We start from the raw sequence: 25,646 nt of genomic DNA, 5'->3' as shown, positions 1-25,646 counted from the left end.
CCCGTCAGCCCCGGAGGCAGCACCGATGCGACAGTTCACCGCGGTCGTCAACCCCACGGCGGGGGCATCCGCCGGAGCCGCCGCGCTGCTCGGCGTGGCGCGGCTGCTGCGCGAGGCCGGCGCCGAGCTGGAGACCGCCTACAGCCGCAGCCTCGACCACGCCCGGCAGGTCGCCCGCGAGGCCGGGGAGCAGGGCCGCGTGGTCCTCGCCGTCGGCGGTGACGGCATGGCCGGCGCGATCGGCGGCGCCCTCAGCGGCACCGGCGCGGTGCTCGGCCTCGTCCCCGCGGGCCGCGGCAACGACTTCGCCCGCGCCCTGGGGCTGCCCGCCGACGCCCAGGCCCTGGCCGAGGTGCTGCTGCACGCCGATCCGCGGTCCGTCGACACCATCGAGGTCACCTCCGCCGTGCACGACCGCACCGTCGTGCTCGGCAGCGTCTACGCCGGTGTCGACGCGCTCGCCAACCTCCACGCCAACCGCGCCCGTCTGCTGCGCGGCTCCGCCTCCTACTACCTCGGCGGCCTGCGCGCGGTCACCGGCTGGCGTGCCGCGCGCTACCGGCTCACCCTCGACGGCGAGGAGCACCTCCACCGCGGTTACACCGCGGTGGCGGCCAACTCCGGCTACTACGGCTCCGGACGCCTCATCGCCCCGGACGCCCGTATCGACGACGGACTGCTGGACGTCGTCCTGATCGCCGAGGCGCCCCGGCGCCTGTTCTTCTCCCTCATGAACGACCTCGACACCGGCGCCCACGTGCACCGTCCGCAGGTGCGGATCCTGCGGGCCGAGGAGATCCGCATCGAGGCCGACCGAGCCGTCCCCTACGGCGCCGACGGCGAGGTCGACGCCGCCCTCCCGGTCACGGCCAGGGTGCTGCCCGGGGCCCTGCGCGTGCTGGGCTGAGCGCGGCCCGCCCGGCGACCCGGCCGCCGGTGTCCGGGTGCCGGCAGTACGAGGTCGACCGCGTGCTGCGGGAGCGCGAGGCCGGGGTCCTCGAGCGGGCGATCCTCACCGGGGCCCGGAAGGGCGCTGGAGGGCACCGACCCGTCGCCCGGCCCCAGCTGCACGGATGTCCGCCGTCACCTTCGGGTGGCTATCATCCTCTCAAAGCAGAATCCGGGGTTATGTCCAAGACGGGGTCCGCCCTGACGACGGGCACATGTCCTGCCGGAGTGATCCATGTCCCGCACGCGTCCGCCGGACGACGGCGACGAGCTGCTCGCCAGGCTCGGCGCGCTGACCGCCCAGGCACGTGAGCGTGCCGAGCTCCAGCGCTCCCAGGTCGAACTGGCGATCGCCCTCCAGCGCGGCATGCTCCCGCGGGACCTGCCTGCCGCCGACGGCTTCCATCTGGCCGTGCGCTACACGCCGGCCACCCACGGTCTGAGCGTCGGCGGTGACTGGTACGACGCCTTCCGGCTGCCCGACGGCCGGATAGGGCTCTCCATCGGCGACGTCCAGGGGCACAACATCGAGGCCGCCGCCTTCATGGGCCAGGTCAGGGTCGGCCTGCGCGCGCTGGCCTCCGTCACCGGAGACCCCGGCGACCTGCTGGCCCGCACCAACGAGCTGCTGCTCGCCCTCGGCACCGACCTCTTCGCCACCTGCACCTTCATGCGGCTCGACCCGGCCACCGGCCTCCTGGAGAGCGCCCGCGCCGGACACATTCCGTGTGTGTGGGCCACGGCCGACGGCCGGTCCGGCATCACCGACGACGAGACCGGACCTCCCCTGGGCGTCGCGGCGGGCACGCCCTACCCGGTCACCCGCCACCGGCTCACCACGGGCGGGGTCTTCGTGCTGGTCACGGACGGTGTCGTCGAGGGGCCGTCCATGAATCTCGACGAGGGACTGGACCAGGTGGTGCGGCTGGCCGGCGTCGCCGCCGTCGCCGGCCTGGAGGCTTCCTCGCTCGCCGCGGCCGTCATCAAGGGCGCCGAGCGCGTCGGACACGCGGACGACGCGGCCGTCCTCGTCATCGGCCACGACGGCCAGGACGAGGACATGCGGAACGCGCCGCCCACCCATGACGGCCCTGGCACGCCCACCGGTCCCGGCGGCCGGGACACGCCACGCCCCGAGGGCGGCCATCCCGGCACGGACAACCCTGATGGCCGAGACGGCGGGGACGGGGAAGACGGCGGAGACGCCCGGGACGGGCTGCAAGACACGCCGGAGGGCGCCGCGGGCCCGGCTTCCCGGGACGGCAGCGACGCAGCCACCGGCCGGGACGGCGCCTGAACCGGTCACGGCGCGGACCGCGGCCCGCTCGCCTCGCCGACCGGGCGCCGCAGGTGTCTGATGGCAGCTGTGGAGGCTACGCAGGACCAGCGCCGGGCTCTCGCCCTCGTCGCCCAGATGCTGGCCGTCGCAGGCGCCTACTACCTGGCCGGGCGGCTCGGACTCCTGGAAGAGCTCACCGTCGAGGGCGCGGTGTTCTCCCCCATCTGGCCCCCGACCGGGGTGGCCGTGGCCGCCCTGCTCTTCCTCGGGCTGCGCGTCTGGCCCGGCATCTCCCTCGGCGTCCTGCTGGTGATCGCGTCGATCGCACCGCTCAGCCCCGCCGTGATCGGTACGGTCGTCGGCAACACCGCCGCCCCCGTCTGCGCCTACCTCATGCTCCGCCGTGTGGGCTTCCGCCTTGCGATGAACCGGCTGAGAGACGGCCTGGCCCTGGTGTTCCTGGGCGCCCTCGGGGCCATGCTGATCAGCTCCACCATGGGTGCGGGCCTCCTCGTCCTCACGGACAAGATCACTCCCGGCAGTTTCTGGGCGGTCTGGCTGGGCTGGTGGGTGGGCGACGCCATGGGCGTCCTGATCGTCACCCCCGCCCTGATCCTCCTCGGCCGCGTGCGCCTGCCCCTGCGGCTGTCCCGCTGGCCGGAGGCGCTCGCCCTGCTGCTCGCCGTCTGCTGCCTCGTGCCGATCGCCGCCTACAGCACGCTCAGCCTGATGTTCCTCATCTACCCGCTGCTGATCTGGGCGGCGCTGCGTTTCCAGCTCGCGGGCAGCGTCCTGTGCGCGCTGGCGGCCTCCGTCCTGATCACCGTCGTCGCGACCGACGGCACGGGAGCCTTCCAGGATCTGAGCCACGTCCAGGTGATGATCAAGCTCCAGGCCTTCAACGGGTCGATGGCTCTGACGGCACTCCTGCTGTCCGCCCTCATCACCGAGCAGCAGAACACCCGCCGCTCCGTGCAACGTGCCTGCCAGGAACTGGCCGAGGTGCTCGAACACCTCACCGCCACGGACGCCGCCTCACCGGAGCGCACCCCGACACAGGACGAAGGGCCCGCTCGCCCGGACCGATGAGGCGGCCCACCGGGCCGGAACCACTCCGGTACGGGCACCCCGGGTATCACCCCGCCCAGCCCCTCCGCGGTGCTATGCCCTCCCGGGCGGTTGCTCCAGGACGCGGAACATCGCGGGCCCCACCGCGAGCACCCCGTCGCTCAGCGGGGTGCAGCGCACCCCGCCCCCGCCGCGCAGGGCGCGCTGCGCACCCGGGCCGACGGTGACGTCCATCCACGCACACGGGCGGGCGGGACGGTTCACGGCGAACAGCACGGGCCCCTGGCCGCAGTCGAGGAAGCACGTCGCACCGACCAGGGAATCGATGTCGGCGCCGCGCAGCAGGACGTTGCGGCGCGTGTGCCGGAGATCGGCGGAGGCGCGGATGCCCACGGGCAGGTTCTCCGCGGCCATGACGGTCACCGACGCGTCACGGTGCGCGGGCTGCCCGAAGTACCGGTCGCCCACCAGGCCCAGCCCGCGCCGCACCTCCACCCGCGGCACCCGGTCGTCCGGCACGGACGGCAGCCCGTCCGAGGGCCGCCCCGCCAGCCGGTGCGCCGGGGACACCAGCAACTGCACCACCTCGACCTCGGTCATGCCGTTCACCCTAGTGCCGTACCGGGAGTGCCGTACCGGGCCGCCCCCGCCCCTCCGAGAGGCCCGGCACAGCCGCGCCCCGGCCGCACGAACCGGGGGGCAGGGTGCGGATCTCCGCCCCGGAGGGAGGAAGATGAGATCGCCGACGAACGCATGACCTGTGTGGAGGAGAGGGCGCATGCAGAACGAGCGAGCGGGGCGGTTGGCCGGAACCGAGGACCTGGTCGACGTCGCCCGACTGGTGACGGCGTACTACACGCTGCACCCCGACCCGGCCGACCCCGGCCAGCGCGTCGCCTTCGGCACGTCCGGACACCGGGGATCCTCGCTGGCGACGGCGTTCAACGACGACCACATCGCCGCGACCAGCCAGGCCATCTGCGAATACCGCGCGGCGCAGGGCACCGACGGTCCGCTCTTCCTCGGAGCCGACACGCACGCCCTGTCCGAGCCCGCGCGGATCACCGCCCTGGAGGTGTTCGCCGCCAACGACCTGACCGTCCTCATCGACGCCGCGGACGGCTACACCCCCACCCCGGCCGTCTCGCACGCCATCCTCACCCACAACCGGGGCCGCACCTCGGGCCTCGCCGACGGCGTGGTCGTCACCCCCTCGCACAACCCGCCCGCCGACGGCGGATTCAAGTACAACCCGCCCAGCGGCGGCCCCGCCGGCTCCGACGCGACCTCGTGGATCCAGGACCGGGCCAACGAGATCATCGCCACCCGCCTGAAGGACGTCCGCCGCATCCCCTGGGCCAGGGCGCTCGCCGCACCCGGCACCGGGCGGTACGACTTCGTCGGGACCTACGTCGCCGACCTGCCGAGCGTCCTCGACCTGGACGCGATCCGGTCGGCGGGCCTGCACATCGGCGCCGACCCCCTGGGCGGAGCCTCCGTCGCCTACTGGGGCCGGATCGCCGAGGAGCACCGCCTCGACCTCACCGTGGTCAACCCGCTGACCGACCCCACGTGGCGGTTCATGACGCTGGACTGGGACGGCAGGATCCGCATGGACTGCTCCTCGCCGTACGCCATGGCCTCGCTCATCGAGCAGCGCGATCGTTTCCGGATCGCCACCGGCAACGACGCCGACGCCGACCGGCACGGCATCGTCACCCCCGACGGCGGCCTGATGAACCCCAACCACTACCTGGCCACCGCCATCGGTTACCTGTACGCCCACCGCACCGCGTGGCCCGCCGGCGCCGGCATCGGCAAGACCCTGGTGTCCTCCGGCATGATCGACCGTGTCGCCGCCGACCTCGGCCGCCGACTGGTGGAAGTCCCCGTCGGGTTCAAGTGGTTCGTGGACGGCCTGGCCGACGGCTCCCTCGGCTTCGGCGGCGAGGAGTCCGCCGGCGCCTCCTTCCTGCGCATCGACGGATCGGTGTGGACCACCGACAAGGACGGCATCCTGCTCGCGCTGCTGGCCTCGGAGATCACGGCGGTCACCGGGAAGACGCCGTCGGAGCACTACACCGCGCTGACCGCCCGGTTCGGCGCACCGGCCTACGCCCGCACCGACGCCCCTGCCACCCGCGAGGAGAAGGCGCTGCTGGCGAAGCTGTCTCCGGCCCAGGTGACCGCCGACACGCTGGCCGGCGAGGCCGTCACGGGCGTGCTCACCGAGGCCCCCGGCAACGGCGCAGCCATCGGCGGAATCAAGGTCAGCACGGCCAACGCCTGGTTCGCGGCCCGTCCTTCGGGCACCGAGGACGTCTACAAGATCTATGCGGAGTCCTTCCTCGGCCCCGACCATCTGGCCCGGGTACAGGAGGAGGCCAGGGGCATCGTGCTGTCCGCTCTGGGAGGCTGACGGCACACCCCGGCACCGGGGGCCGCGCCCGACCGGGCCCGCCGCGGTCACCCGGGCCGTAGGGCGCCGGTACGGCGCGAACCCGGCCGAGGACCGGCGGGCAGGCCGACACCTCCTCCGCCTGAGCCGCTCGGAAGGACGGGACCGGGCCGGGCCGGCCCCGTCAGTCGACGGGCCAGGTGTGCACGGGAGCGTTGAGGTGCATGTAATCGGTGTACAACTGCGTCATGCGGCGCAGCGCCTCGTGCCGACCGGCGTGGCCGGAGGCGAGGAGGTGGTGGAAGACCTCCTTCTGCCACACCGCGCCGTTACGGGCGGTGACGCAGCGCTGCTCGATCACGCCGAGCAGGGGCTCGCGCCACGCCTCGTCCATGCCGGAGTGCTCCAGCCCCCGGTGCGCCAGCGGCAGCAGACGGCGCAGTACGAGTTCGGGAACCGGCACCTCACCCATCCCGGGCCAGTACAGCCGGGCCTCGATGCCGTTGCGTGCGGCGCTGTGCAGGTTGTCCTCGGCCGCCGCGAACGACATCCTCGACCATACCGGCCGCTCCTCCTCGACCAGGGCCCGGGTGAGGCCGTAGTAGAAGGCGCCGTTGGCGAGGGTGTCGGCGACCGTGGGGCCGGCGGGCAGTACCCGGTTCTCCACCCGCAGGTGCGGGGTGCCGTCCGTGACGGCGTACACGGGACGGTTCCAGCGGTAGATCGTGCCGTTGTGCAGGGTGAGTTCACCCAGTTCGGGGACGTCCCCCCGGTCCAGCGTGTCGGCGGGGTCCTCCTCGTCGCAGATCGGCAGCAGCGCCGGGAAGTAGCGCAGGTTCTCCTCGAACAGGTCGAAGACGCTGGTGACCCACCGCTCCCCGAACCAGACCCGCGGACGCACTCCCTGCACCTTGATCTCCTCCGGTCGGGTGTCCGTGGCCTGCTCGAACAGCGGGATGCGGGTCTCGTGCCACAGCTCCCTGCCGAACAGGAACGGGGAGTTCGCCGCCAGCGCGACCTGGATGCCGGCGATGGCCTGGGCGGCGTTCCAGTAGTCCGCGAACTCCGCGGGGGAGACCTGGAGATGGAACTGGGTGCTGGTGCAGGCGGCCTCGGGGGTGATCGTGTCGGCGTAGGTGCGCAGCCGGTCCGCGCCGTCGATCTCGATGTGCAGGTCCTCGCCGCGGGCCGCGAAGATCTGGTCGTTGAGCAGGTGGTACCGCGGGTTCTCCGACAATGCGGCGGCGCCGACGTCCTCCTGCCGCAGGGTCGGCAGCACACCGATCATGATCAGGTGCGTGCCGATCGACCCGGCTCGCTTCTCGGCGTGGTTGAGCGCGGCCCGGATCTCCGCCTCCCAGGCGTCGGGCCCGCCGGCCGTCAGCCGCCGGGGCGGCACGTTGATCTCCAGGTTGAACCGCCCGAGCTCGGTCGACCAGGCGGGGTCGGCGATCGCTTCCAGCACGTCGCTGTTGGCCATCGCCGGCAGGGCGCGGTCGTCGACCAGATTCAGCTCGATCTCGAGGCCGACCTGGGGCCGCTCGGACTCGAACCTCGCCTCGCGCAGCATCTGGGCGAGGGTCTCCAGGCACTGCTGCATCTTGATCCGGTACCGGCGGCGGTCCTCACGGCTGAACACCAGCGCCGGGACGTCCCGTCCCATGGGCCCTCCCAGGTTTCCCCTGCTCGGACACCCCCCATCCCAGCGTCCCACCACCGCGCACGTTGCACCAAGGCAGGGCCGGTCCGCCCCCGGGGTGCGCTCATGACGGGCCCCGGACGGGCCCGGGGCCCGTCCGGGGAATGGAGGCGGAGCCGGGGTGCTCGGCGGTCGATCTGTCCGGGTCAGCCGACCGACCTGCCCTGACCGGAGTCAGAATTCCGTATGCCGGAACATGTGGGTCGTGCGGGAAAGGAGTGCCGGGCGGGCGGCACGCGGAATCCCCGCGCGCCGCCCCGGGACCGCACACGGTGCGGTGACCGCCGGCCCCCTGCGGCTACCTCCCCTCGGGCCGGCGGTGGGGCTGCGCGTGCAAGCGGGCGAGCAGCAGGTTCGGGTCCTGCCCGGTGAAGTAGGCCGCACTCGGCACATACACCGACCGGTCGCGTACGGCCACGGACGTCGGGTTCGACAGTCCGTCGTCCTGCGTGAGCAGGACGGAGCGGCTGCCGTCCGGCCGCACCCGGACGACCTTGTTGTCCTGGATCAGGGCGGCCAACACGGTGTCGCCGCGGCCGGGGAAGGCGAAGTCGTCCACCGCGCCGAGATCCCGCGCCACGATGCGGCCCGCCCCGGCGGACCCGTCGCGGTTCACGGTGATGCGCAGGAGCGTTCCGCGATCGGTGTTGGACACCCAGACGGCGCCCCCGTGCACCTTGATGCCGTTGGCGCCGAACCCGCTCGCCGGGGCGGGAAGCGGATCCAGCGCGGTGCCCGTGGCCCAGGCCTCGGGTTCACCGCCGCTCTGCGGGATGCGCCAGACGGTGCCGCGGACCGAGTCGGCGGCATACAGCACGCCCCGGTGCTCGTCCAGGGCAAGGCCGTTGGGCAGCCCGTCCGCCGGCAGTCTCGCGATCTGCCGGGGCGCGCTGCCGTCGGGGGCCAGACGCCAGACGCCGGTCTCGGCGGTGCCGGTGGCGTAGTTGACGTAGAGCGTGCCGTCGTGGGCGCGGGCGATGCCGAGCACGATCGCGCTCTGGACGATCGGTGTGTTCGGCTCCGCGACGGCCGGCAGGGTCGCCAGGATCCGCGTGTTGCCGTGTCGGGTGACGTGCGCGATCTGGCGGGCGAAGGCGAACGTCAGGTCGGCGGAGCCGTCGGGCTCCAGGGCGATGTTCTCCGGCGTCTGCCCGGCGGCCAGGTCGAAGTGGGCGACGATGCGTGCGGACGGCGCGGGGGACTCACCGCTCACCGCGGGCGCAGCGGCGAGCAGGCTCAGGGCGAGGGCAGCCGTGGCGGCACCGGCCGTGCGGGACGGTCTGGGCATACGGACCTCATTTCGATCGGGGCGCGGGGCACCGGCGTACAGGTGCCCGAGAGAGAGTGGGCGGCAGCCTGGGCGCCCTTGCCGCGCGTCGCGGCCGAGAGGTCGCCCGAGCGGGCCACGCCCGGCAGCCGGTTGCGGCGCACGTGGGTGACCCGCGCGGGGCCGACGACCGCCGGGTAGTGTCCCCGCCGCCCGTGCCGGTCGGTGGCCCGGGTCATCGGCACGGCGGGGCCGACGGGCGGCCGGCGCCCGCCGGACGACGCACCGCCGGGGTCCGGTCGGACCGGTCGCCACCCGCCCCGTGGGGCGGCGCTAGGGTCGGTGGCATGACCGACAACTCCCTGCGCTCCGTCACCGTCGAGCGAACCGGCACCGGCCAATTCGTCGCGACCAACACCCGGGGCGGCACCGTCGGCTTCGGCACCGGTTCCGGCCCCGACGGGGAGGCCGGTTTCACCCCGGTCGAACTGCTGCTCGCGGCGATCGGCGGCTGCACCGCGGTCGACGTCGACGTCGCCACCAGCCGCCACGCCGAGCCCACCCGGTTCTCCGTCGCCGTGTCCGGCAACAAGATCAACGACGAGCACGGCAACCGGATGACCGACCTCACGGTCACGTTCTCCGTCACCTTCCCGGACGGCGAAGGGGCCGAGCGCGCGCGAGCCATCGTTCCCCGGGCGGTCAAGACCTCCCACGACCGGCTCTGCACGGTGAGCCGCACCATCGAGATCGGCACACCCGTGACGGCGATCGTCGAGGAGGCCTGACCGCACCCGAGCACCGCACCGCCGCACCGCGGAGAAGGTGACGGGCACGGTCCCCCGGCGCGGCAGGCCGTGTGCCCCGGAGCCGGGGAGGCCTGCGGCGCGCGGCGGCCCCGGGCCCCGCAGCGCCGCCGGCCCCCTGCGCCGGGTTCAGGCCGGAACGAGCCGTTCGTCGTGGCCGTGCGGCTGTGCGCCGGGCCCACCCGGCGTTCCTCCCAGGGGCATCGGGGACCGCCCCGCTGCCAGCCGGAGCTCGATGATCGCGCGGACGGCCGGCCACTCCTCGTCCAGGATCGAGCCCCGCGTGCGTACCACCACCGAGCCGTCGCCGGGCCACCGTGGAATCGTCGCCGATCCGGATGGCCGAAGGACCGCGTGGTCGCCGCACGCCCTTCCCGGGGACGGCGTGCGCCGGCCCAACGACGGCGACGTGACGGCGGCGCTGCCGGACGGGCGCCCGACGTAGCATCGACTGTTCCTCGGGCAGCTGCCCCTCGGCCGGAAGGAGACCTGTGGATGCCCGCACCGAACGTGCTGGCCGTCTTCGCCCACCCCGACGACGAGTCGCTGTCGGCGGGCGGACTGCTCGCCCGGCACGCAGCGGCCGGCGCACGGACCGCGGTCGTCACGGCGACCTGGGCCGCTGGAACGGTACGAGCCGGAGAACTCGCCGACGCACTGCGCGTCCTCGGTGCCGGAGCCCCGCGCCTGCTCGGGTACGCCGACGAGCGCGTCCCGCACTCCGCCCCGGGGCGGCCGCGCCTGTGCGACACGCCGCCGGAGCAGGTCGTGGCGCGCGTGGTGGCGCACATCCGTGACGTCCGCCCCGACGTCGTCGTGACCCATGACGCCCACGGCGGGTTGCCCGGGCACCCGGACCACGTCCGCACCCACGAGGTGACCGCGAGAGCCGTCCGGGTGGCCGGACTCGGGCACCTCCACCCCGACACCGGTGCCCCCTGGCAGCCGCGCGAACTCCGCCTCGCCACGCACCCGCAGTCGGCCGTCCCCGCACTCCAGGAGGCGATCGGCGCGCACAAGGCGGTGCACAGCGTTCCCGACGACCAGGTGGGCACGGCACTCGACGTCGGTCCCTGGCTGGAACGGAAGATCGCCGCGATCCTCGCCCACCGGTCCGAAGTGGAGCGGGGAGCGCTCCCCGGCGTGATCGCCGGCCTGTCGCCGGAGGCCCGGCGGCGGCTGTTCGGCACCGAGTGGTACATCTGCCACGCCCTCACCGCCGGGCATCCGGCCGTGCCGGAAACCGGCTCTCTGCCCCTGTCCGACCGCGGCAGTGGCGAGACGGCCGGCCACAGGACCGACCGACCGGGTCGCCCCGACTGACGGGTCGGTCTGACCGGCCTGACCGGCCTGACCGGCCGGGCCCGCACGGTGCCCGCCGGGGTGTCCTGATCGGGACGGGGGTGCCCGCCGTCCTGGTGCTGCTGCCGCCGGCCGCACCCGCCGGCCCGGGTGCCGTCCTCGCCGTCCTGCTGGGCGTGGACGTCGGACCGAACCTCACCCACGCCGGCTCACCGGCCACCTCCTGTGGCGGCGTTTCGTGCGGAGCACGACACCGATGTGGAGCTGGTCGAGTTCACCCGGCTGGGGCTTCTCGCCGCGCCGGTCGCCCCTTCTGCTCGCTGTGATGGCACTCTTGGGTCTCGCTCCACGTGATCGGAGGCCGACCGTCGTGACCGTCATCGCCTGGATCGTCGAAGGCACCTGGCCTGCCTGCGTCGACGCCGCCCGCTCCCATGCCCCCGAGGAGGCCGAGATCGTGCTGCTGCACGTGACCGGCCCCGACGAGTCCGGCGTCGCGCACGGTGCCTTCGCGGGGTTGCTGGGCCACGCCCGCTCCGACCGGGACCCCGGCGACACCGTGGAAGACATGGCGGCGGCCGCCGGGGAACGTCTTCTGGAGGAAGCGGCCGAGCAGCTGGGGCGCCCGTGCACCCGTGCCGCGCGCAGCGGGCGCGTCGAGCACGAGGTCGTTGCCGCCGCCGAGGGCGCCGATCTACTCGTCCTGGCCCGCGACGGGGACCCCAGCCGGCTGGGTCCCCACAGCCTCGGCCCCGCCGGCCGGTTCGTCGTCGACCACGCGCCCTGCCCCGTGCTCCTGGTCTGGCCGGAAGCCGCCCCCGGCACGGACACGATCGCGGCACCGCCCCTCCCGCCGCCGCCGCCCAACCTTCCACATCACATGTAGACCGGCCGGAACCCATCGGTGCCCGGCTTCGGTCCGCGGTGGGCTCGGAGCGGCCACGCACGCCGTCGGCCGTGGTCCGGGGCGGCATGAGGGGAGCGGGGGAACGGCACGAGGCACTCGCGGGCGTCACCGAGCCTGTCGTGAACCCCTCTTGTCTGGAGTGTCATGTCCCCGTCATGCTTGGGGGATGCGGGATGTCTACCCGCATAGATTCGTTCCACGGGCTCCACCTGACAGTGAGACATCGACCACTCGCCCCCAGGAGGATCGATCCTCGTGAGACCCCGTCATACCCGGCACAGCCGCCGGCGCGGCCTCGTGGCCGCCGCGGCAACCCTGGCCGCCCTGTGCACCGGTCAGACCCTGAACGCCGTGCCCGCCTCGGCGGCGCCGCAGGCTCCCCGCCCCGCGACCGCCGTCCGCACCGCGGAGGACCACGCCGCGCGTGTCCTGGCCACCTCCCTCGCCGACCCCGCCTGGCGGGCCCGCCTCCGGAGGGCGGCGCTCGCCTCCGACGAGGTGGATGTCACCGCCCTGGCGCGCCGCGCCCCGGCCTCCCTCAAGGCCGCCCTGGTCGCCGACGACCGCCGGATCGCCACGGCCAAGGGCCTGGACACCGGGGTCGGTTCGCTGCTCAGGCTGCGCCTCGGCGACGCGTCCATGCGGACCGCACTCACCTCCGGCGCCGCACCCTGGGTGGCGGCGGCCACCGCCGACGAGTCCACCGCCACCCTCACCGCCTACGACAGCCGCGGCCGGGCCCACACCCTCGACGCCCGCACGGCACCCGCGCACCCCGTGTACGTCGTCGACATCGACGGCTCCAAGGCCCTGGACGCCGGCCTGGACGTGCTGAACAAGGAACTCGAACGGTACGGCGTGCCCTCCGCCGACCCCGGCCCCGCACGTGCCTCGGCGAACCGGACGACGGCGGCGGCGTCCGGCGGGGGCTTCTGGACGACGCGAATATCCGCGGTCGAGCTCTCCGACGACGAGGAGCCCTGGTTCAAGGGCGCCGCCGAGATCTACACCCTGGTCACCGGCTTCGGCCAGGACGGCAAGGTCCGGGTCGACCCCGTCGACATGCCGTACCTGGACTACGACGGCACGATCTACCGGCCCAACCAGATCCTGGTCAACTGGTCGTCCTACAAGTACAACCTGGCCGACGCCGTGATGATGGAGGACGACGGCGGCACGAACTACCGCGACCTGGCCAAGGCCATCGCCGCCGCCCTGCTGACCGTCACCGACCAGGGCGCCTACATCCCGCTCGTGAACGCCGTCCTGGACGCCGTGCCCGACAAGTGGTGGACGGACGATCCGGACTACGTCGACTCCTGGTACACCCTGGCCCGCAGCGACAACGGCACCCGCCACGGAGCCCGGGGCAACGGCTGGATGACCGTCGAGCCCTACTACGTGCAGGAGTTCTGAGGCGCGGGCCGCCGACAGCGCAGGGGCCGGCGTGAACGGGGTTCCCGCCGGCCCTCTCGTCCCTCCCGTTCCCTCTCGTTCCCCCTCATGTCGTCATGCCGCCATGTCGTCATGCCGCCGTGCCGTCGCTCTGCTGTGCCGTCCCTGTGCTGTCCCCGCGCTGTCCGAGAGGAGCCCGGACCGCGGACGCGCCACCCCGGTCTGCTGCCCGGACGGTACCGGGTCTCAGACCAGTTCGGGCTGTGGCTCCGGCTGCAGCGCCGGAAGGGCCTTCGGCTCCCACATCCTGGTGGTCCGCAGGTAGTGGTGGATCACCGAGACCATCGCCAGAAGGAGAAGCGGCCCGAACACCCACGGATGCTCGGCCATCTGCATCGGCAGGTAGCGGTACGACACGAGCAGGCCGGCGAAGACGGCCGTGCCGTAGGCGACCAGTTGGGCTCCCGACCGGTCCCAGCCCCGTTCGAGCGAGCGCAGGGCACCCTCGATGGTGACCGTGAACACCACGCCGGCGACGATGTCCGTCCCGTAGTGGTAGCCGAAGCCCAGCGTCGCGGCGAGCGTGGCGATCAGCCAGAACGTGCCCGCGTATCGCAGGGCTCGAGGCCCCCGGCGGGAATGGATGAAGATCGCGGTGGCCCACGCCGTGTGCAGGCTGGGCATGCAGTTGCGCGGGGTGATCTCGTCGAACGGCATGTGGTGCGGTGTCACGAGGGCCGGCGGCGTGTGCGGCCACAGATCGGCCACCGCCCAGTGCCCGCCGTCGCCGCCGTAGGCGAAGATCGGCCCGACCACCGGGAAGAGCATGTAGATGCCCGGCCCGAGCAGGCCGATCACCAGGAACGTGCGTACCAGATGGTGGCGGGGGAAGCGGCGTTCGGCCGCCACGTGGCGCAGCTGGTACAGCGCGACGAGGACCGCCGCGACCGCGAGCTGGATGTATACGTAGTCGAGAACGTGCGCGCCGACCGTGCCGGTCGCCGCGACGATCCGGCCCGCCAGCCACGACGGGTTGCCCAACGCGTGATCGGCGACAGCCACGTACTGGTCCAGTACCACCGGGCGGGTCTTCGACGTGATGAGCAGCCAGGTGTCGCCGGTCTTGCGGCCGGTGACCAGCAGCAGGCCCAGCCCGACGCCCTTCAGCAGCAGAACGCGCTCCCGGCCCGTGCGTCGCGTGACGGCGATCACCGCATAGCCCAGGACCACCCACAATGCGCCATTGCCGAACATCATCTTGGCGTCGAACGCCCATCGCACCAGAAAGAACGCGATGTCGATGCCGACCGCGACGCCCGCCGCGACGAGCCGCTGCCGCCAGGGCAGGACCACCATCATCAACGCCATGCTGGCATAGAGCAGCGGCCCCGATTTGGGGGCGAGTACCACTTCTTTGACCTGATTGGTGATCGGTCCCGGAAGGCCGTAGTGACGTGCGGCGATCTCCAACGCGATGAGGAATCCGAGTGCCACCGCGCTCACGGCGGCCCACAGTGTCGCCCGCGGTTGACGCAACGCGGTGAGCGGAATTCTGTTGTTTATTCGCGAAAACACCCGCGATGATATAGATGTCAATTTTTGGCCGATTTGCTCGATTTTGTGTTGTCGGTGAATGACGGCGACGGGGTGATCACCGCGAGTTCGAACATGTTATCGGAGTGTCGCCCGTGAGAGGGGTGGGTTACGGATGTATGGCAAGCGGTCGATCCGGCGCCGCCGACCGGGGGCTCCGTTCCCGGTTCCGGGTGTGCCGTGGGCGACTTGAGGCGTGCGACCGTCATGGCGACCGGGCCCGGCGCAGAGGAGTTGCGCCGGGGCCGTCGCGAGGCGCCGGCCGACCGTGGTCAGGGACGGCGGTCGTATGCGAGCGGGCCTGCCGAGTGCCCGGATCGGCCGTGCGGCGCCCGGTGCCCCGCAACTCGGTCCCCGACGACGGGGATCCGGGGCATCCGATGCGGGAGCGGCGTGAGGGAACCCGGCGCACAGATCTCGTCGTCCCTACCTGACAACAAGATCACGGATGGCCAAGGAGACCGACGGCATGGCAGACGCAGCCGCTCGATACCTCTACCTCGCTCGGCACGGTGAGGCCTCGGCGGACGAGACGACCCTGACGGAACGCGGTCGGAGGCAGGCCGTTCTGCTCGGCGAACGGCTCCGCCCCACCCCGCTCTCGGCGATTCACCACGGGCCGCTGCCCCGGGCGCAGCAGACGGCCCGACTGATCGGCGCACAACTCGGCGCCGTCCCCCTGCACCGGTCGGAACTGGCCGGCGACTACATTCCCCACCTGCCGGCGAAGGAAGAGCTCCCACCGGATTCAGCGGACGCCATGCTCGGATTCCTCGCGCAGTTTCCGGAGGAGGAGCGCAGTCGTGGTCCGGTCGTCGCGCGGGAAGCTCTCGCGGCCTTCACGGGGCCGGTAGCGGGCGACCGACCCCGCCACGAGCTGGTCGTGACGCACAACTTCCTCATCGGGTGGCTGGTCCGGGCCGCTCTCGACGCGCCCGAGTGGCGCTGGATGGGCCTCGACCACGGCAACGCGGCTCTGACGGTCATCCGGTACACCCCCGGCAGGCCGTCCTCGATTCTTTGCCACAACGACATGCGGCACCTGCCTGCGGACCTGCGCTGGACCGGCTTCCCGCCCGAACTCCACATCTGATCGGGCGGGCGCTTCCTCGGACGTGGGTGGGGCGGTCGTGCGGAACCTTCCCCTCCCGCTCAGCATCGGAGCACCGCAGCACCGCAGCACCGCAGCACCGCAGCACCGCAGCACCGCTGTCAGCGCATCAGCAGGCAGAGCGCGGCGCTGACTCCGGTGGCGCAGGCCACCACGGTGGACGCGGCGACGACATGCCGGGTGATCAGCCGGTGCCGGAGTTCGGCGTAGCGGGCCTCGTACTCCCGGCGCAGCTCCCCGGCGTGCCGGACCGTGTGCCGCAAGGTCTGTCGGGTGAGTTCCAGACGCTGCTCGGCATAGTGCCGTGCCACGTCCTCGGCCTGTGCGGAGGTCAGCCAGGGCAGACGGGTGCAGAAGGCCTCCGCCTCCGCCCGCGCCTGCTCCCGGTCCCGCTGGGCACGGAGGTAACCCTCGATCTGACGCGTCAGCGCTGCTGCCTGCTCCTCGGTGAGGTGCCCGGATGACGCGTCCGTCATCACCGCTCGCCCTCGTGCCCGGCCGTGTCGATGGCGTCCCTCCGGCCGCTGCTCGTCTTCTCGTCGAGTTCGCTGAGCTCGGGGTGGTGCAGGTCGAACGCCGGGGATTCGCTGCGGATCCGCGGCAGCGTGTAGAAGTTGTGCCGCGGCGGCGGGCAGGAGGTCGCCCACTCCAGCGAACGGCCGTAGCCCCACGGGTCGTCGACGCCGACCGGCTTGCCGTACTTGGCGGTCTTCCACACGTTGTAGAGGAACGGGAGCATCGACAGGCCGAGGACGAACGACCCGATCGTCGAGACGGTGTTCAGGGCGGTGAAGCCGTCGGCGGCGAGGTAGTCGGCGTAGCGGCGCGGCATGCCCTCGGCGCCCAGCCAGTGCTGCACCAGGAACGTGGTGTGGAAGCCGACGAACAGCGTCCAGAAGGTGATCTTGCCCAGGCGCTCGTCGAGCAGCTTGCCGGTGAACTTCGGCCACCAGAAGCGGAAGCCGGCGAACATCGCGAAGACGACCGTGCCGAAGACGACGTAGTGGAAGTGCGCCACCACGAAGTACGAGTCCGAGACGTGGAAGTCCATCGGCGGCGAGGCGAGGAGGATGCCCGTGAGCCCGCCGAAGAGGAACGTGATGAGGAAGCCGGTGGCCCACAGCATCGGTGTCTCGAAGGACAGCGAGCCCTTCCACATCGTGCCGATCCAGTTGAAGAACTTCACGCCGGTCGGGACGGCGATCAGGAAGGACATGAAGGAGAAGAACGGCAGCAGCACACCGCCGGTGACGAACATGTGGTGCGCCCACACCGACACGGACAGGCCGGAGATGGAAATGGTGGCGGCGATCAGACCCACGTAGCCGAACATCGGCTTGCGGCTGAAGACCGGGATGATCTCCGAGATGACGCCGAAGAACGGCAACGCGATGATGTACACCTCTGGATGGCCGAAGAACCAGAAGAGGTGCTGCCACAGCAGGGCACCGCCGTTGGCGGCGTCGAAGACGTGGGCGCCGAACTGGCGGTCCACCTCCAGCGCGAACAGGGCCGCGGCCAGGACGGGGAAGGCGAACAGCACCAGGACACCGGTCAGCAGCACGTTCCAGACGAAGATCGGCATGCGGAACATCGTCAGGCCCGGGGCACGCATGCAGATGATCGTGGTGATGAAGTTGACCGAGCCGAGGATCGTCCCGAAGCCGGAGAAGGCCAGGCCCATGATCCACAGATCCGGGCCGATGCCGACCGAGTGCTCGTTGTCGGTGAGCGGGGAGTAGGCGAACCAGCCGAAGTCGGCGGCGCCGTCCGGCGTGAGGAAACCCCCCATGGCGATCAGTGAGCCGAACAGGTAGAGCCAGTAGGCGAACATGTTCAGTCGCGGGAAGGCGACGTCCGGGGCGCCGATCTGGAGCGGCATGATCCAGTTGGTGAAGCCTGCGAACAGCGGCGTCGCGAACATCAGCAGCATCGCCGTGCCGTGCATCGTGAACGCCTGGTTGTACTGCTCGCTCGACATGATCTGCATGCCCGGGCGGGCCAGCTCGGCGCGCATGACCAGCGCGAGAACACCGCCGATCAGGAAGAACGCGAACGACGTCGACAGGTACAGGGTGCCGATCGTCTTGTGGTCCGTGGTCGTCAGCCACTTCACCACCACGTTGCCGGGGTGCTTGCGCTGCACGGGCAACTCGTCCTGGTAGTACGACTCCTCGCCCGCGGAGCCTCGGGGCTCGTTGAGAATGCTCACAAGTTGTGTCTCTCTCGCGAAAGGGCCGGTCGCCCATGTGACGGACCTCATCCTTGCCTGCTGTGGCCGGGACCACGGCCGCAGCAGTACGACACGCGGCCGATCGCCTGACGAGCGCACTCGAATGGAGCACCGTCTTTCGCGTCGCTGTGGATCGGCCCCGTGGGGCGTGCGGGAGCTGTGCAGAGGCCGCTGGGGCCGGGTCGCGACAGCCCGGACGACCCGCAGCGCCGCAGGGTGATCACCGGCGTCCTCCGTCGGGTCGCCCGCGCGTCTCCGGTGTCCCGTCGGCACCCCTCATCGCTCCTTCGCCGGGCACTGAGGCGGGGTCGTCCGGGGATGCCCGCGCGGCTGCCCCGCCATCGCATGAGCCGCTGTGCAGCCCCTCCCGGTCGGCCTCGTCCTGTCCGGGCCGTTCGGCCGCGGCAGCCACCTCCCGGCCCCGGCCGTCCCTTCCTGGCCCCGCGCACGCTCTCGTCCCGCCGACGGCGCCCGTCATCGGCCTCGTCGCCGTCGGGCTCACCTTTCTGGGGGTGCCGCGGTGCCCGCCGCGGCCCTGTCGGGGCCCTGCCGGGGCTGTTCGCCGAGGGCGGTGCCGTGCCGGTGCCGTGCACGTTGATCGGGTGGCGCCGCCCCGCTGAGGCGACGTGGGGCGGTGGGCAAGCCCTGCCGGGGCACCGGCGAGGGCCGTCGGCCCACCCCTTGTCGCCCCACGGCGCCTCCACCTCGGACCGAGATACCCCAGGGGGTATTTGACTTCTCCCCGGGGTGCCGCTTACCTTCGACTGGGTAAATACCCAGGGGGGTATAGAGCAGGGGTGTCCTGATGCGAGAAACAGACCTCGACGCCTTCGCGGCCGAGCTGGCCCGCGGCGCGTTCACCATCGACGTCCGCGAGTGGGGCGAGTACCGCGCGGGCCACGTGCCGGGTGCGCGCAACGTCCCGCTGTCGGCCCTCGGTGCGGCCCTCGGTGACCTGCCGGGTGATCGGACCGTGTACGTGATCTGCGCCGGCGGCACTCGGAGCGCCCGGGCCGCCGGACATCTCACCGCGCTGGGACTGGACGCCGTGTCCGTCGCCGGCGGCACCGAGGGCTGGGCTCGCACCGGCCGGCCGCTGGTGCGGGGCGAGGCCGTCCGCGCCGCCTGAACGCCCGGGGCCCGGCCCGCCCCCCACCCTCCGCGCCTCGTCACACCGGGTGCGCGACCGCCCGCGCCCCGCCTCCCGCACCCGCCTCGGGGGTGCGTTCCTCACGAAGGGAATGCCGTGTTCCTCACCCAGTACTACCTCGACTGCCTGTCCCAGGCGTCCTACATGATCGCCGACGAGAGGACGGGCCGGGCGGTGGTCGTCGACCCCCGCCGGGACGTGTCCGAATACCTCGCCGACGCCCGTGCGCACGGCTTCTCCGTGGTCGGCGTGATCAATACCCACTTCCACGCCGACTTCGTCGCGGGTCACCTGGAGATGGCGGACCGTACGGGCGCGTGGATCGGCTACGGCCGGCGGGCCGAGACCGAGTACCCGATCCGCAAGCTCGCCGACGGCGAGCGGATCTCCCTCGGTGACGTCACCTTGGAGATCATGGAGACACCCGGCCACACCCCGGAGTCGATCAGCGTGGTGGTGTACGAGCGGGTGGAGGACACCGTGCCGTACGGCGTCCTCACCGGTGACGCGCTCTTCATCGGCGATGTCGGCCGCCCCGACCTGCTCGCCTCCGTCGGCGTGACCGCCGAGGAACTCGGCGCGATGCTGCACGACAGCGTGCAGAACAAGCTGATGGGCCTGCCCGACGAGGTCCGCGTCTTCCCCGCGCACGGCGCAGGCTCCGCCTGCGGGAAGAACCTGTCGACGAACAAGCAGTCGACCATCGGGGAGCAGCGGGCCACCAACTACGCCTGCGTGCCGATGGGCCGTGAGGAGTTCGTCGCGCTCGTCGCCGCCGGCCAGCCCGCCGCGCCCGGCTACTTCGCCTACGACGCCGAGCTGAACCGCAAGGACCGGGTGCGCTACGACTCCGCCGCCCCCCTGCCGCTGACGCGCGAGCGGTTCACCGAACTGCGTGCGGCGGGTGCGGTCGTCGTGGACGCCCGCACGCCTCAGGAGTTCGCCGCAGGGCATCTGCGCGGCGCGGTGAACGTGCCCGCCGACGGGCGCTTCGCCGAACAGGCGGGCACCGTTCTGGACCCGTCCGACGAACTGCTGGTGATGGCACCGCAGAACCGGGAGGAGGAGGTCGTCACCCGCCTCGCCCGCATCGGCTTCGACCGGGTGGCGGGCTACCTGCGCAACCCGGAGGACGCCCTGGAGGACCTGTCCGCGGAGGTGCTGCCGGCGAGCCGGCTGGCCGCCGCGGAACTGCGGGACGCCCTCACCGCGGAGAACCCGCCCGTCGTCGTGGACGTCCGCACCTGCGGCGAACGCGAGGCCGCCGGCTTCATCGACGGCGCCCTGCACATCCCCCTGAGCGAGCTTCCCCGTCGCACGGAGGAACTGCCCGCCGACCGGCCCCTGGTCCTGCACTGTGCCGGAGGCCACCGCTCGTCCATCGCCGCGAGCGTCCTGCGGCACCGGGGCTTCACGGACGTCTCCGACGTCCTCGGCGGCTACGCCGCCTGGGCCCTCTCGGCGCAGGCGGCGACGCCGGCCACCTTCTGACCCCACCCGCGCGGGGCCCCGACCGTGCTCGGGGCCCCATCCACACCCCTCGAACCTCCCCCCCCACGGGCATCAGTTCCCCGACCCCGAAATCGGAGCCGTAGATGAGCGTCCAGCACACCCCTGCCCCGTCGATCACCCCGGCCGTACTGCAGCGGCTCATGGACGAGGAGCGCGCACCGCGCATGCTCGACGTGCGCACCCCCGGCGAGTTCCGCACGGCGCACATTCCGGGTGCGTACAACGTCCCCCTCGACACGCTGCGCGAGCATCGGGACGAGCTCCTCGCCCACCTGGACGAGGAGGTCGTCCTGGTGTGCCGCTCGGGCGGTCGGGCGCAGCAGGCCGAGAAGGCGCTCGCCGAGGCCGGTCTGCCCAACCTGCGGGTCCTCGACGGCGGCATGGTCGCCTGGGAGACGGCAGGGGCGCCCGTGAACCGGGGCCCCGAGCGCTGGGACATGGAACGCCAGGTCCGGCTCGTGGCCGGCTCGATCGTCCTCGCCACGGGCCTGGCCGGCATCCTCGTACCGGGCCTCCACCTCATCGGCACGGCCGTCGGCGCCGGGCTCACCTATGCCGCGCTCAGCAACTCCTGCGCCATGGGCGTACTGCTGTCGAAGCTGCCGTACAACCGGGGCCCGCGCCCCGACATCCGTGCGGTGATCGCGGAGCTGCGCAGCACGCGGTGACGCCCCCGCCCGCCGGCGCCGACCTGCTCCCGGGTGTCGGCCCGGCGGCCCCCGGTGGCGTGTCCGTCCATCCCTGACCCGAAGGGCCGACAGGGGGCGGAGCGGTCCTTCCGCCGCCCGCTCCCTCGGTCGGCGCCATCCATACGGCGCGACCGGTGGCGGGTTGCGGTCGGCGCGTGATCACCATCCGATTCATACCCCATGGGGTATTCTTGAGCAGGGGGATGTAAGGAGGATCACCGTGCAGGTGGACGAACAATCGGTACGGCCCGTCCTGAACCGGCTGCGCCGTGCGCAGGGACAGCTGGCCGCCGTGATCGCGATGGTCGAGACCGGCCGCGACTGCAAGGACGTCGTGACCCAACTGGCCGCGGTGTCCAGAGCCCTGGACCGGGCCGGTTTCAAGATCGTGGCGAGTGGGATGCGCCAGTGCCTCACCGAGGACCCCGACTCCCCTCCCATGTCGCAGGAGGAACTGGAACGACTCTTCCTCGCCCTCGCCTGACACTCCCCGGATCCCCGCTCGGCCGCCCACGTCGTAGGCCACGGGGGCACGCGTCCCCCGCTCCGCCGGGCCAGTCGGGGCCGTGGCGCTCGCTGCTCGTGCGGTCGTGCGGTCGTGCGGGGACCGCGGCGGGAGGCGGAAGGGCAGCCACCCGCGCCGACGACCTCGCGGTGCCGTCGTTCCGCGCGGTGTCGAGCGCGACGGCAACGGGTCTCAGCCGGAAGCGCCGCTGATCCGCACCTCAGGTGCGCTGCGTCGACCGCACCTCGAGCCGTGGCCCCTCGGCGATCATCCGGCTCGGTCCGCCGAGCGGCAGCGCTCGCGGGCCCCGTGCCGGACACCGCGATCAGGGAGGACCACGGACGTCGCGCCAGGAAGACGAACTCCCTTCCCGGTCGGTCGGGCGCATCGCGATCCTCCTCCACCACGTAGCCGCGGGAGACCGGATCCCGCTCGACTTTCTCCCGCTGCCGAGAAACGCAACGTCGGATCCGAGGTCGGCACCAGTCCGTCCGCGGCGAACCCGTAGGTCCAGCGGAAGGTCACCGGAGGTCAACTCACCTCGGTCGACCGGACCCGGCTCTCGACGGCGCCGACGCCAGGGGATCTCCGTGATGCGGAGGGCGTTCTCGCGTGTTCGTTCCTCCCCGGCGCGTGCGGCCGGATCACGGGTCTCGAACCCCGGTCTTCGCCACTGCCCCGCACGCCACCCGTACGCCGTTGGTACGCGAAATGTGTGCTTCACGCTAGGGTTGCGCGGCAGGAGGTGCGAGATGTCCGAGCTGTTCGACGCAGTTGACGCGCTGGTCGCGTCCCGGTCCCCGCTGCCGTCGCCGGCGGAGCGCAAGCGGCTGCGTCAGGCGCACGGGCTGACCCTGGACGAGGTGGCCGCAGCACTGGGCGTGCGGCGCGCGACGGTCAGCGCCTGGGAGGCCGGCAGGACCGAGCCACGTCCGCCGGAGCGTGAGGCCTACGCCCGGATGCTCGGTCAGCTCGCCCAGTTCTACCCTGCCGAGCCCGTGCCGCCTGCGCAGGACACGGGCCTTGCCGACGCGGGCACGCCTCCCGCCGAGCCGCCGTGCCCGGCCACCGGTCCGGACCGGGCCCGCACGGAACCCATCGGCCCAGCCCCGGCGCCCCGTTCCGGAAGATCCGCACCCCGTCCCACCGCCGCCACCCCTGCGCCGCGTTCCGCCACCGCCCCGTCGCCGGCGTCACGAAACCCGAGCACGAGAAAGGCGCCGGCCCCCGCGGCCCACGAAGCCCCGGCGCCGCCGTCCGGTGCCGACTCTCGGTTCGCGAACGGCCCGCTGCTCGTCCTCGACGTCGACGACGACCGGAATGTCACCGGCCACGGCGTCGGCGGCCTGCTCCTCGACGTGCCCGCCAGGTCGCTGCCCGCACTGGTGGAGTGGGCTCTGACCGAGGCGCAGCTCGGTGCCCCGGCACTCAACGGCTCGGGCAGGGACGCCGATCCGCTGCTCGTGCTCACACCGGCGGCCTTGCGGAGGTACGGACTTCCGGTGGAGCTGTCGGCGTCCGAGCGGCTCGCCGGCCGCCTCCCGGACGGGCACAAGACTACCGTGCAACTCAAGCGGGCTGACTGGCAGTTGACGAAGCGCGGCTTCGGCCCCTGGGCGCGGATCTACCGCCCCGCCCAGGGCCGTCAACGGCGGTGTGTGCAGCTGTGCATCCCGTCCTGGAACGCACTCGACGCACGTACCTGGGGCGATGCCGCACGGCTGGCCCCCGCGGAACTCGCCCGCGTCCTGGGCACGTACGCAGCCCGGGTCATGACGCCGCGCGGTTCCACGGCCGTCACCGGTCTGGAGCTGATGACCGCGCTCAACCCGCCGACCCGGGCGAGCCAGCCGGATGCGGAGGGCAGGCGGCACAAGGAGCACCGGCCCGGATCGCTGGGGGAGCAGCCGGTCGACTGCGCGCCGTGCGAGGCCCCGGACGGTCATCCGCTGCTCGTCGGCCTGCCCCGATTCCATCAGCGCGGCCCTGCGGAGATGCTGTTCGAGGAGGCGTACGACTGGGCACGCGAGCTCACCGACGCCGAGTGCATGCAGCGCCACCTCGTGGGCATCGACGTCAACCTCGCCTTCGGCGCGGCGGCGAACGGCGCCGTCGTCGGTCTGGCGACACCGCCGGTGCACCTCACCGCCCCCGCCTTCGACCCGGCGCTGCCCGGATCCTGGCTGGTCGACCTCTCTCACGTCGACCTCTCCCGCGTCGTGGTGGGCAAGCAGTGGCGACAGCTCCAAGGAGACCTGCTGCCCAGCCCGTTCACGCCGACCGGCGAGCGCCCGGAGGGCCCGGCCTGGTACGCGACACCGACCGTGGCGTACGCGGTGGAGCTCGGCTACGACGTGGCCCCCGTCGAAGCCTGGGTGAGAGAGGACAGGGGGAGGTTCCTGGACGGTTGGTACAAGCGCCTGCGGGACGCTTACGTCGACACCATGGCGGACCTCGGTGTCGGCGAGAAGCTGTCGCCGCAGCAGTTCCTGACGGCGATGGCGGAGTACCGGGCACGCGACGCGCAGATGGCGATGGTGCTGGACGCGACCAAGGCCACGGTGAAGGGCGGCATCGGCAAACTGCGCGAACGCGCGCGCGGTGGAGGCTGGAAACCCGGGCAGCCGTGGCCGGCCCTCGCGAGGCCGACGTGGCGCCCCGACATCCGCGCGGCCGTGATCTCCCGGGCACGCATCAACATGCACCGCAAGATGCTCAACCTGGCCGCCGCCACCGGCCGGTACCCGGTCGCCGTCCTGTCGGACTGCGCCGTGTACGCGGCCGACGGACCGTCCCCTCTGGACGTCCTCCCCTACGACGCCGACGGCAGGACCGTGCCCGGCAGCTTCCGGCTCGGCGTGTCGCCGGGGATGGTCAAGCACGAGGGCACCCGGACCACGCTGTGGGCCGAGGAAGTACGGGAGAAGTACGGTCACATCCTCAACCTCGCCCGGTACATCAAGACGGGCGAGGTCACCGCCAAGGACGACGGAGAGTAGGAGACGAGGACCGATGGACAGGGTCGGGGACGGACTCGACGCCGCGCTGCAGAAGGCGTTCACACGCCCCATCCCCAAGAGCGCGGGCGCGCAGATGCGCTACCTGGTCAGGCAGCTCCGGGGCACCAGAGCGGTCGCCGAACTGCTGGGCATCACCCAGCGCACTGTCGAGCGGTACGTGAAGGACCAGATCAAGACACCCCGGCCCGACCTCGCGCAGCGCATGGAACGCGAGGTCAGGCAGCGGTGGCAGCCGCAGATCCGGGCCAGGGCCAGGCGGGCCGCCGCCACGACGGACGGCATCGTCATCGACACCCGCGCCCGATTCGGCTACACCGCCGCTCCCGGCACCACGGACGACGCCCGGCTGCGCCACCTCACCGTCGCCCTGCCTCCGCAGTACGCCGCCCGCCTCTTCGAGACCCGGGCCGCCGGCGGCTCCGAGGAGCAGCTGCGGGACATCGCCGCCGAGGCGTTGGGCGAGGTCTACTTCCGTGACAGCGGCCGTCGCGCCCAGGGCCTGGAGGTCGAGTTCACCGACCTCGAACACCTGGAGTTCGACCTCTGACCCGGCCCCGGACGTCCTACGCCGCCCGCACAGGCGTGAGCCGACGCACGGTAGTTGTCACATAGGCACGCTTGTTGTCACCGGCGTAGTGGAGTACGTGCGGTGCGACTGAGCTTCTTCGACTTGGCCACCGATCGGGTGATGGTCCGTGAAGCGCAACGCGCGAGGCGCCCGGGCTGTTGATCGAGATGTCTGACGTCTCAATCACGTTGCTCGG

20 protein-coding genes and 2 pseudogenes are annotated in these 25,646 nt (G+C 72.4%); 15 read left to right on the top strand and 7 right to left on the bottom strand.

Features of this window, described 5'->3' with window-relative positions:
- Nucleotides 1-25: 25 nt before the first annotated feature.
- The 3 genes and pseudogenes from JS756_RS00255 to JS756_RS00245 all read left to right on the top strand — a co-directional run bounded on the left by JS756_RS00255 (nucleotide 26) and on the right by JS756_RS00245 (nucleotide 3,316).
- Nucleotides 26-907 carry a diacylglycerol/lipid kinase family protein gene (locus JS756_RS00255; RefSeq protein ID WP_205380809.1) on the top strand — a complete coding sequence of 294 codons (882 nt, stop codon included), beginning with the start codon at nucleotides 26-28 and terminating at the stop codon, nucleotides 905-907.
- Between the two features lie 276 nt (nucleotides 908-1,183).
- A pseudogene (locus JS756_RS00250) lies at nucleotides 1,184-1,996 on the top strand (PP2C family protein-serine/threonine phosphatase); the annotation flags it as partial.
- Nucleotides 1,997-2,305: 309 nt separating this feature from the next.
- Nucleotides 2,306-3,316, top strand: a complete 1,011-nt coding sequence (locus JS756_RS00245) for an MASE1 domain-containing protein (protein WP_205380808.1) — start codon at nucleotides 2,306-2,308, stop codon at nucleotides 3,314-3,316.
- A 72-nt stretch (nucleotides 3,317-3,388) separates the two neighbouring features.
- Here the strand turns inward: JS756_RS00245 and JS756_RS00240 are convergent, their stop codons facing one another.
- On the bottom strand, nucleotides 3,389-3,895 hold the full coding sequence (locus JS756_RS00240; RefSeq protein WP_205380807.1) for a molybdenum cofactor biosysynthesis protein: 507 nt from the start codon (nucleotides 3,893-3,895) through the stop codon (nucleotides 3,389-3,391).
- A 178-nt stretch (nucleotides 3,896-4,073) separates the two neighbouring features.
- Here JS756_RS00240 and pgm point away from each other — a divergent pair, with 178 nt between their 5' ends.
- Nucleotides 4,074-5,714 carry a phosphoglucomutase (alpha-D-glucose-1,6-bisphosphate-dependent) gene (gene pgm / locus JS756_RS00235; protein ID WP_205380806.1) on the top strand — a complete coding sequence of 547 codons (1,641 nt, stop codon included), beginning with the start codon at nucleotides 4,074-4,076 and terminating at the stop codon, nucleotides 5,712-5,714.
- A gap of 163 nt (nucleotides 5,715-5,877) precedes the next feature.
- Here the strand turns inward: pgm and JS756_RS00230 are convergent, their stop codons facing one another.
- Complete coding sequence (locus JS756_RS00230; protein WP_205380805.1) at nucleotides 5,878-7,356, bottom strand: glutamate-cysteine ligase family protein; 1,479 nt, start codon at nucleotides 7,354-7,356, stop codon at nucleotides 5,878-5,880.
- A gap of 334 nt (nucleotides 7,357-7,690) precedes the next feature.
- Nucleotides 7,691-8,680 (bottom strand): SMP-30/gluconolactonase/LRE family protein, encoded by a 990-nt coding sequence (locus JS756_RS00225; protein WP_205380804.1) that lies wholly within the window; start codon nucleotides 8,678-8,680, stop codon nucleotides 7,691-7,693.
- 326 nt (nucleotides 8,681-9,006) lie between these two features.
- Here JS756_RS00225 and JS756_RS00220 point away from each other — a divergent pair, with 326 nt between their 5' ends.
- The 4 genes from JS756_RS00220 to JS756_RS00205 all read left to right on the top strand — a co-directional run bounded on the left by JS756_RS00220 (nucleotide 9,007) and on the right by JS756_RS00205 (nucleotide 13,090).
- Nucleotides 9,007-9,447 (top strand): OsmC family protein, encoded by a 441-nt coding sequence (locus JS756_RS00220; RefSeq protein ID WP_205380803.1) that lies wholly within the window; start codon nucleotides 9,007-9,009, stop codon nucleotides 9,445-9,447.
- A gap of 513 nt (nucleotides 9,448-9,960) precedes the next feature.
- A complete protein-coding gene (locus JS756_RS00215) occupies nucleotides 9,961-10,788 on the top strand; it encodes a PIG-L deacetylase family protein (RefSeq protein ID WP_205380802.1) in 828 nt (275 codons plus the stop codon).
- Between the two features lie 349 nt (nucleotides 10,789-11,137).
- Complete coding sequence (locus JS756_RS00210; protein ID WP_205380801.1) at nucleotides 11,138-11,653, top strand: universal stress protein; 516 nt, start codon at nucleotides 11,138-11,140, stop codon at nucleotides 11,651-11,653.
- Nucleotides 11,654-11,929: 276 nt separating this feature from the next.
- Nucleotides 11,930-13,090, top strand: coding sequence for a DUF3103 family protein (locus JS756_RS00205; protein ID WP_205380800.1), 1,161 nt, complete (start codon nucleotides 11,930-11,932; stop codon nucleotides 13,088-13,090).
- A gap of 225 nt (nucleotides 13,091-13,315) precedes the next feature.
- On the opposite strand, the gene JS756_RS00200 is transcribed toward JS756_RS00205, so the two are convergent.
- Nucleotides 13,316-14,644 (bottom strand): phosphatase PAP2 family protein, encoded by a 1,329-nt coding sequence (locus tag JS756_RS00200; RefSeq protein WP_205380799.1) that lies wholly within the window; start codon nucleotides 14,642-14,644, stop codon nucleotides 13,316-13,318.
- 487 nt (nucleotides 14,645-15,131) lie between these two features.
- Between JS756_RS00200 and JS756_RS00195 the strand changes: the two genes are divergently transcribed.
- Nucleotides 15,132-15,755: a histidine phosphatase family protein gene (locus JS756_RS00195; RefSeq protein WP_205380798.1), complete on the top strand. Its 624-nt coding sequence runs from the start codon at nucleotides 15,132-15,134 to the stop codon at nucleotides 15,753-15,755.
- 119 nt (nucleotides 15,756-15,874) lie between these two features.
- On the opposite strand, the gene JS756_RS00190 is transcribed toward JS756_RS00195, so the two are convergent.
- Both JS756_RS00190 and ctaD read right to left on the bottom strand, forming a co-directional pair.
- On the bottom strand, nucleotides 15,875-16,249 hold the full coding sequence (locus JS756_RS00190) for a hypothetical protein (RefSeq protein ID WP_205380797.1): 375 nt from the start codon (nucleotides 16,247-16,249) through the stop codon (nucleotides 15,875-15,877).
- Nucleotides 16,249-17,985, bottom strand: coding sequence for an aa3-type cytochrome oxidase subunit I (gene ctaD, locus JS756_RS00185; protein ID WP_205380796.1), 1,737 nt, complete (start codon nucleotides 17,983-17,985; stop codon nucleotides 16,249-16,251). Before ctaD ends, JS756_RS00190 begins: the two co-directional genes overlap by 1 nt.
- 826 nt (nucleotides 17,986-18,811) lie before the next feature.
- Here ctaD and JS756_RS00180 point away from each other — a divergent pair.
- From JS756_RS00180 to JS756_RS00165, 4 genes are all read left to right on the top strand, one after another.
- The gene (locus JS756_RS00180) at nucleotides 18,812-19,135 is read left to right on the top strand and encodes a rhodanese-like domain-containing protein (RefSeq protein WP_205380795.1); all 324 of its coding nucleotides are present in this window, start codon (nucleotides 18,812-18,814) and stop codon (nucleotides 19,133-19,135) included.
- 117 nt (nucleotides 19,136-19,252) lie between these two features.
- The gene (locus tag JS756_RS00175) at nucleotides 19,253-20,647 is read left to right on the top strand and encodes an MBL fold metallo-hydrolase (protein WP_205380794.1); all 1,395 of its coding nucleotides are present in this window, start codon (nucleotides 19,253-19,255) and stop codon (nucleotides 20,645-20,647) included.
- A gap of 104 nt (nucleotides 20,648-20,751) precedes the next feature.
- Entirely contained in the window at nucleotides 20,752-21,336 is a 585-nt protein-coding gene (locus tag JS756_RS00170) for a rhodanese-like domain-containing protein (RefSeq protein WP_205380793.1), read from the top strand.
- A 241-nt stretch (nucleotides 21,337-21,577) separates the two neighbouring features.
- On the top strand, nucleotides 21,578-21,841 hold the full coding sequence (locus JS756_RS00165; RefSeq protein WP_205380792.1) for a metal-sensitive transcriptional regulator: 264 nt from the start codon (nucleotides 21,578-21,580) through the stop codon (nucleotides 21,839-21,841).
- 359 nt (nucleotides 21,842-22,200) lie between these two features.
- On the opposite strand, the pseudogene JS756_RS36435 reads toward JS756_RS00165, so the two are convergent.
- A pseudogene (locus JS756_RS36435) lies at nucleotides 22,201-22,529 on the bottom strand (SAM-dependent methyltransferase); the annotation flags it as partial.
- Between the two features lie 85 nt (nucleotides 22,530-22,614).
- On the opposite strand from JS756_RS36435, the gene tap reads away from it, so the two are divergent.
- Together tap and tpg are read left to right on the top strand one after the other, a co-directional pair.
- The gene (tap, locus tag JS756_RS00160; RefSeq protein ID WP_205380791.1) at nucleotides 22,615-24,861 is read left to right on the top strand and encodes a telomere-associated protein Tap; all 2,247 of its coding nucleotides are present in this window, start codon (nucleotides 22,615-22,617) and stop codon (nucleotides 24,859-24,861) included.
- A gap of 13 nt (nucleotides 24,862-24,874) precedes the next feature.
- A complete protein-coding gene (tpg, locus tag JS756_RS00155) occupies nucleotides 24,875-25,429 on the top strand; it encodes a telomere-protecting terminal protein Tpg (RefSeq protein WP_205380790.1) in 555 nt (184 codons plus the stop codon).
- The last annotated feature ends 217 nt before the right edge of the window (nucleotides 25,430-25,646 follow it).

The sequence above is a fragment of the Streptomyces actuosus genome, from assembly GCF_016921115.1.
Lineage (GTDB): Bacteria > Actinomycetota > Actinomycetes > Streptomycetales > Streptomycetaceae > Streptomyces > Streptomyces actuosus_A.
This window is presented reverse-complemented; position numbering and strand designations above follow the sequence as displayed.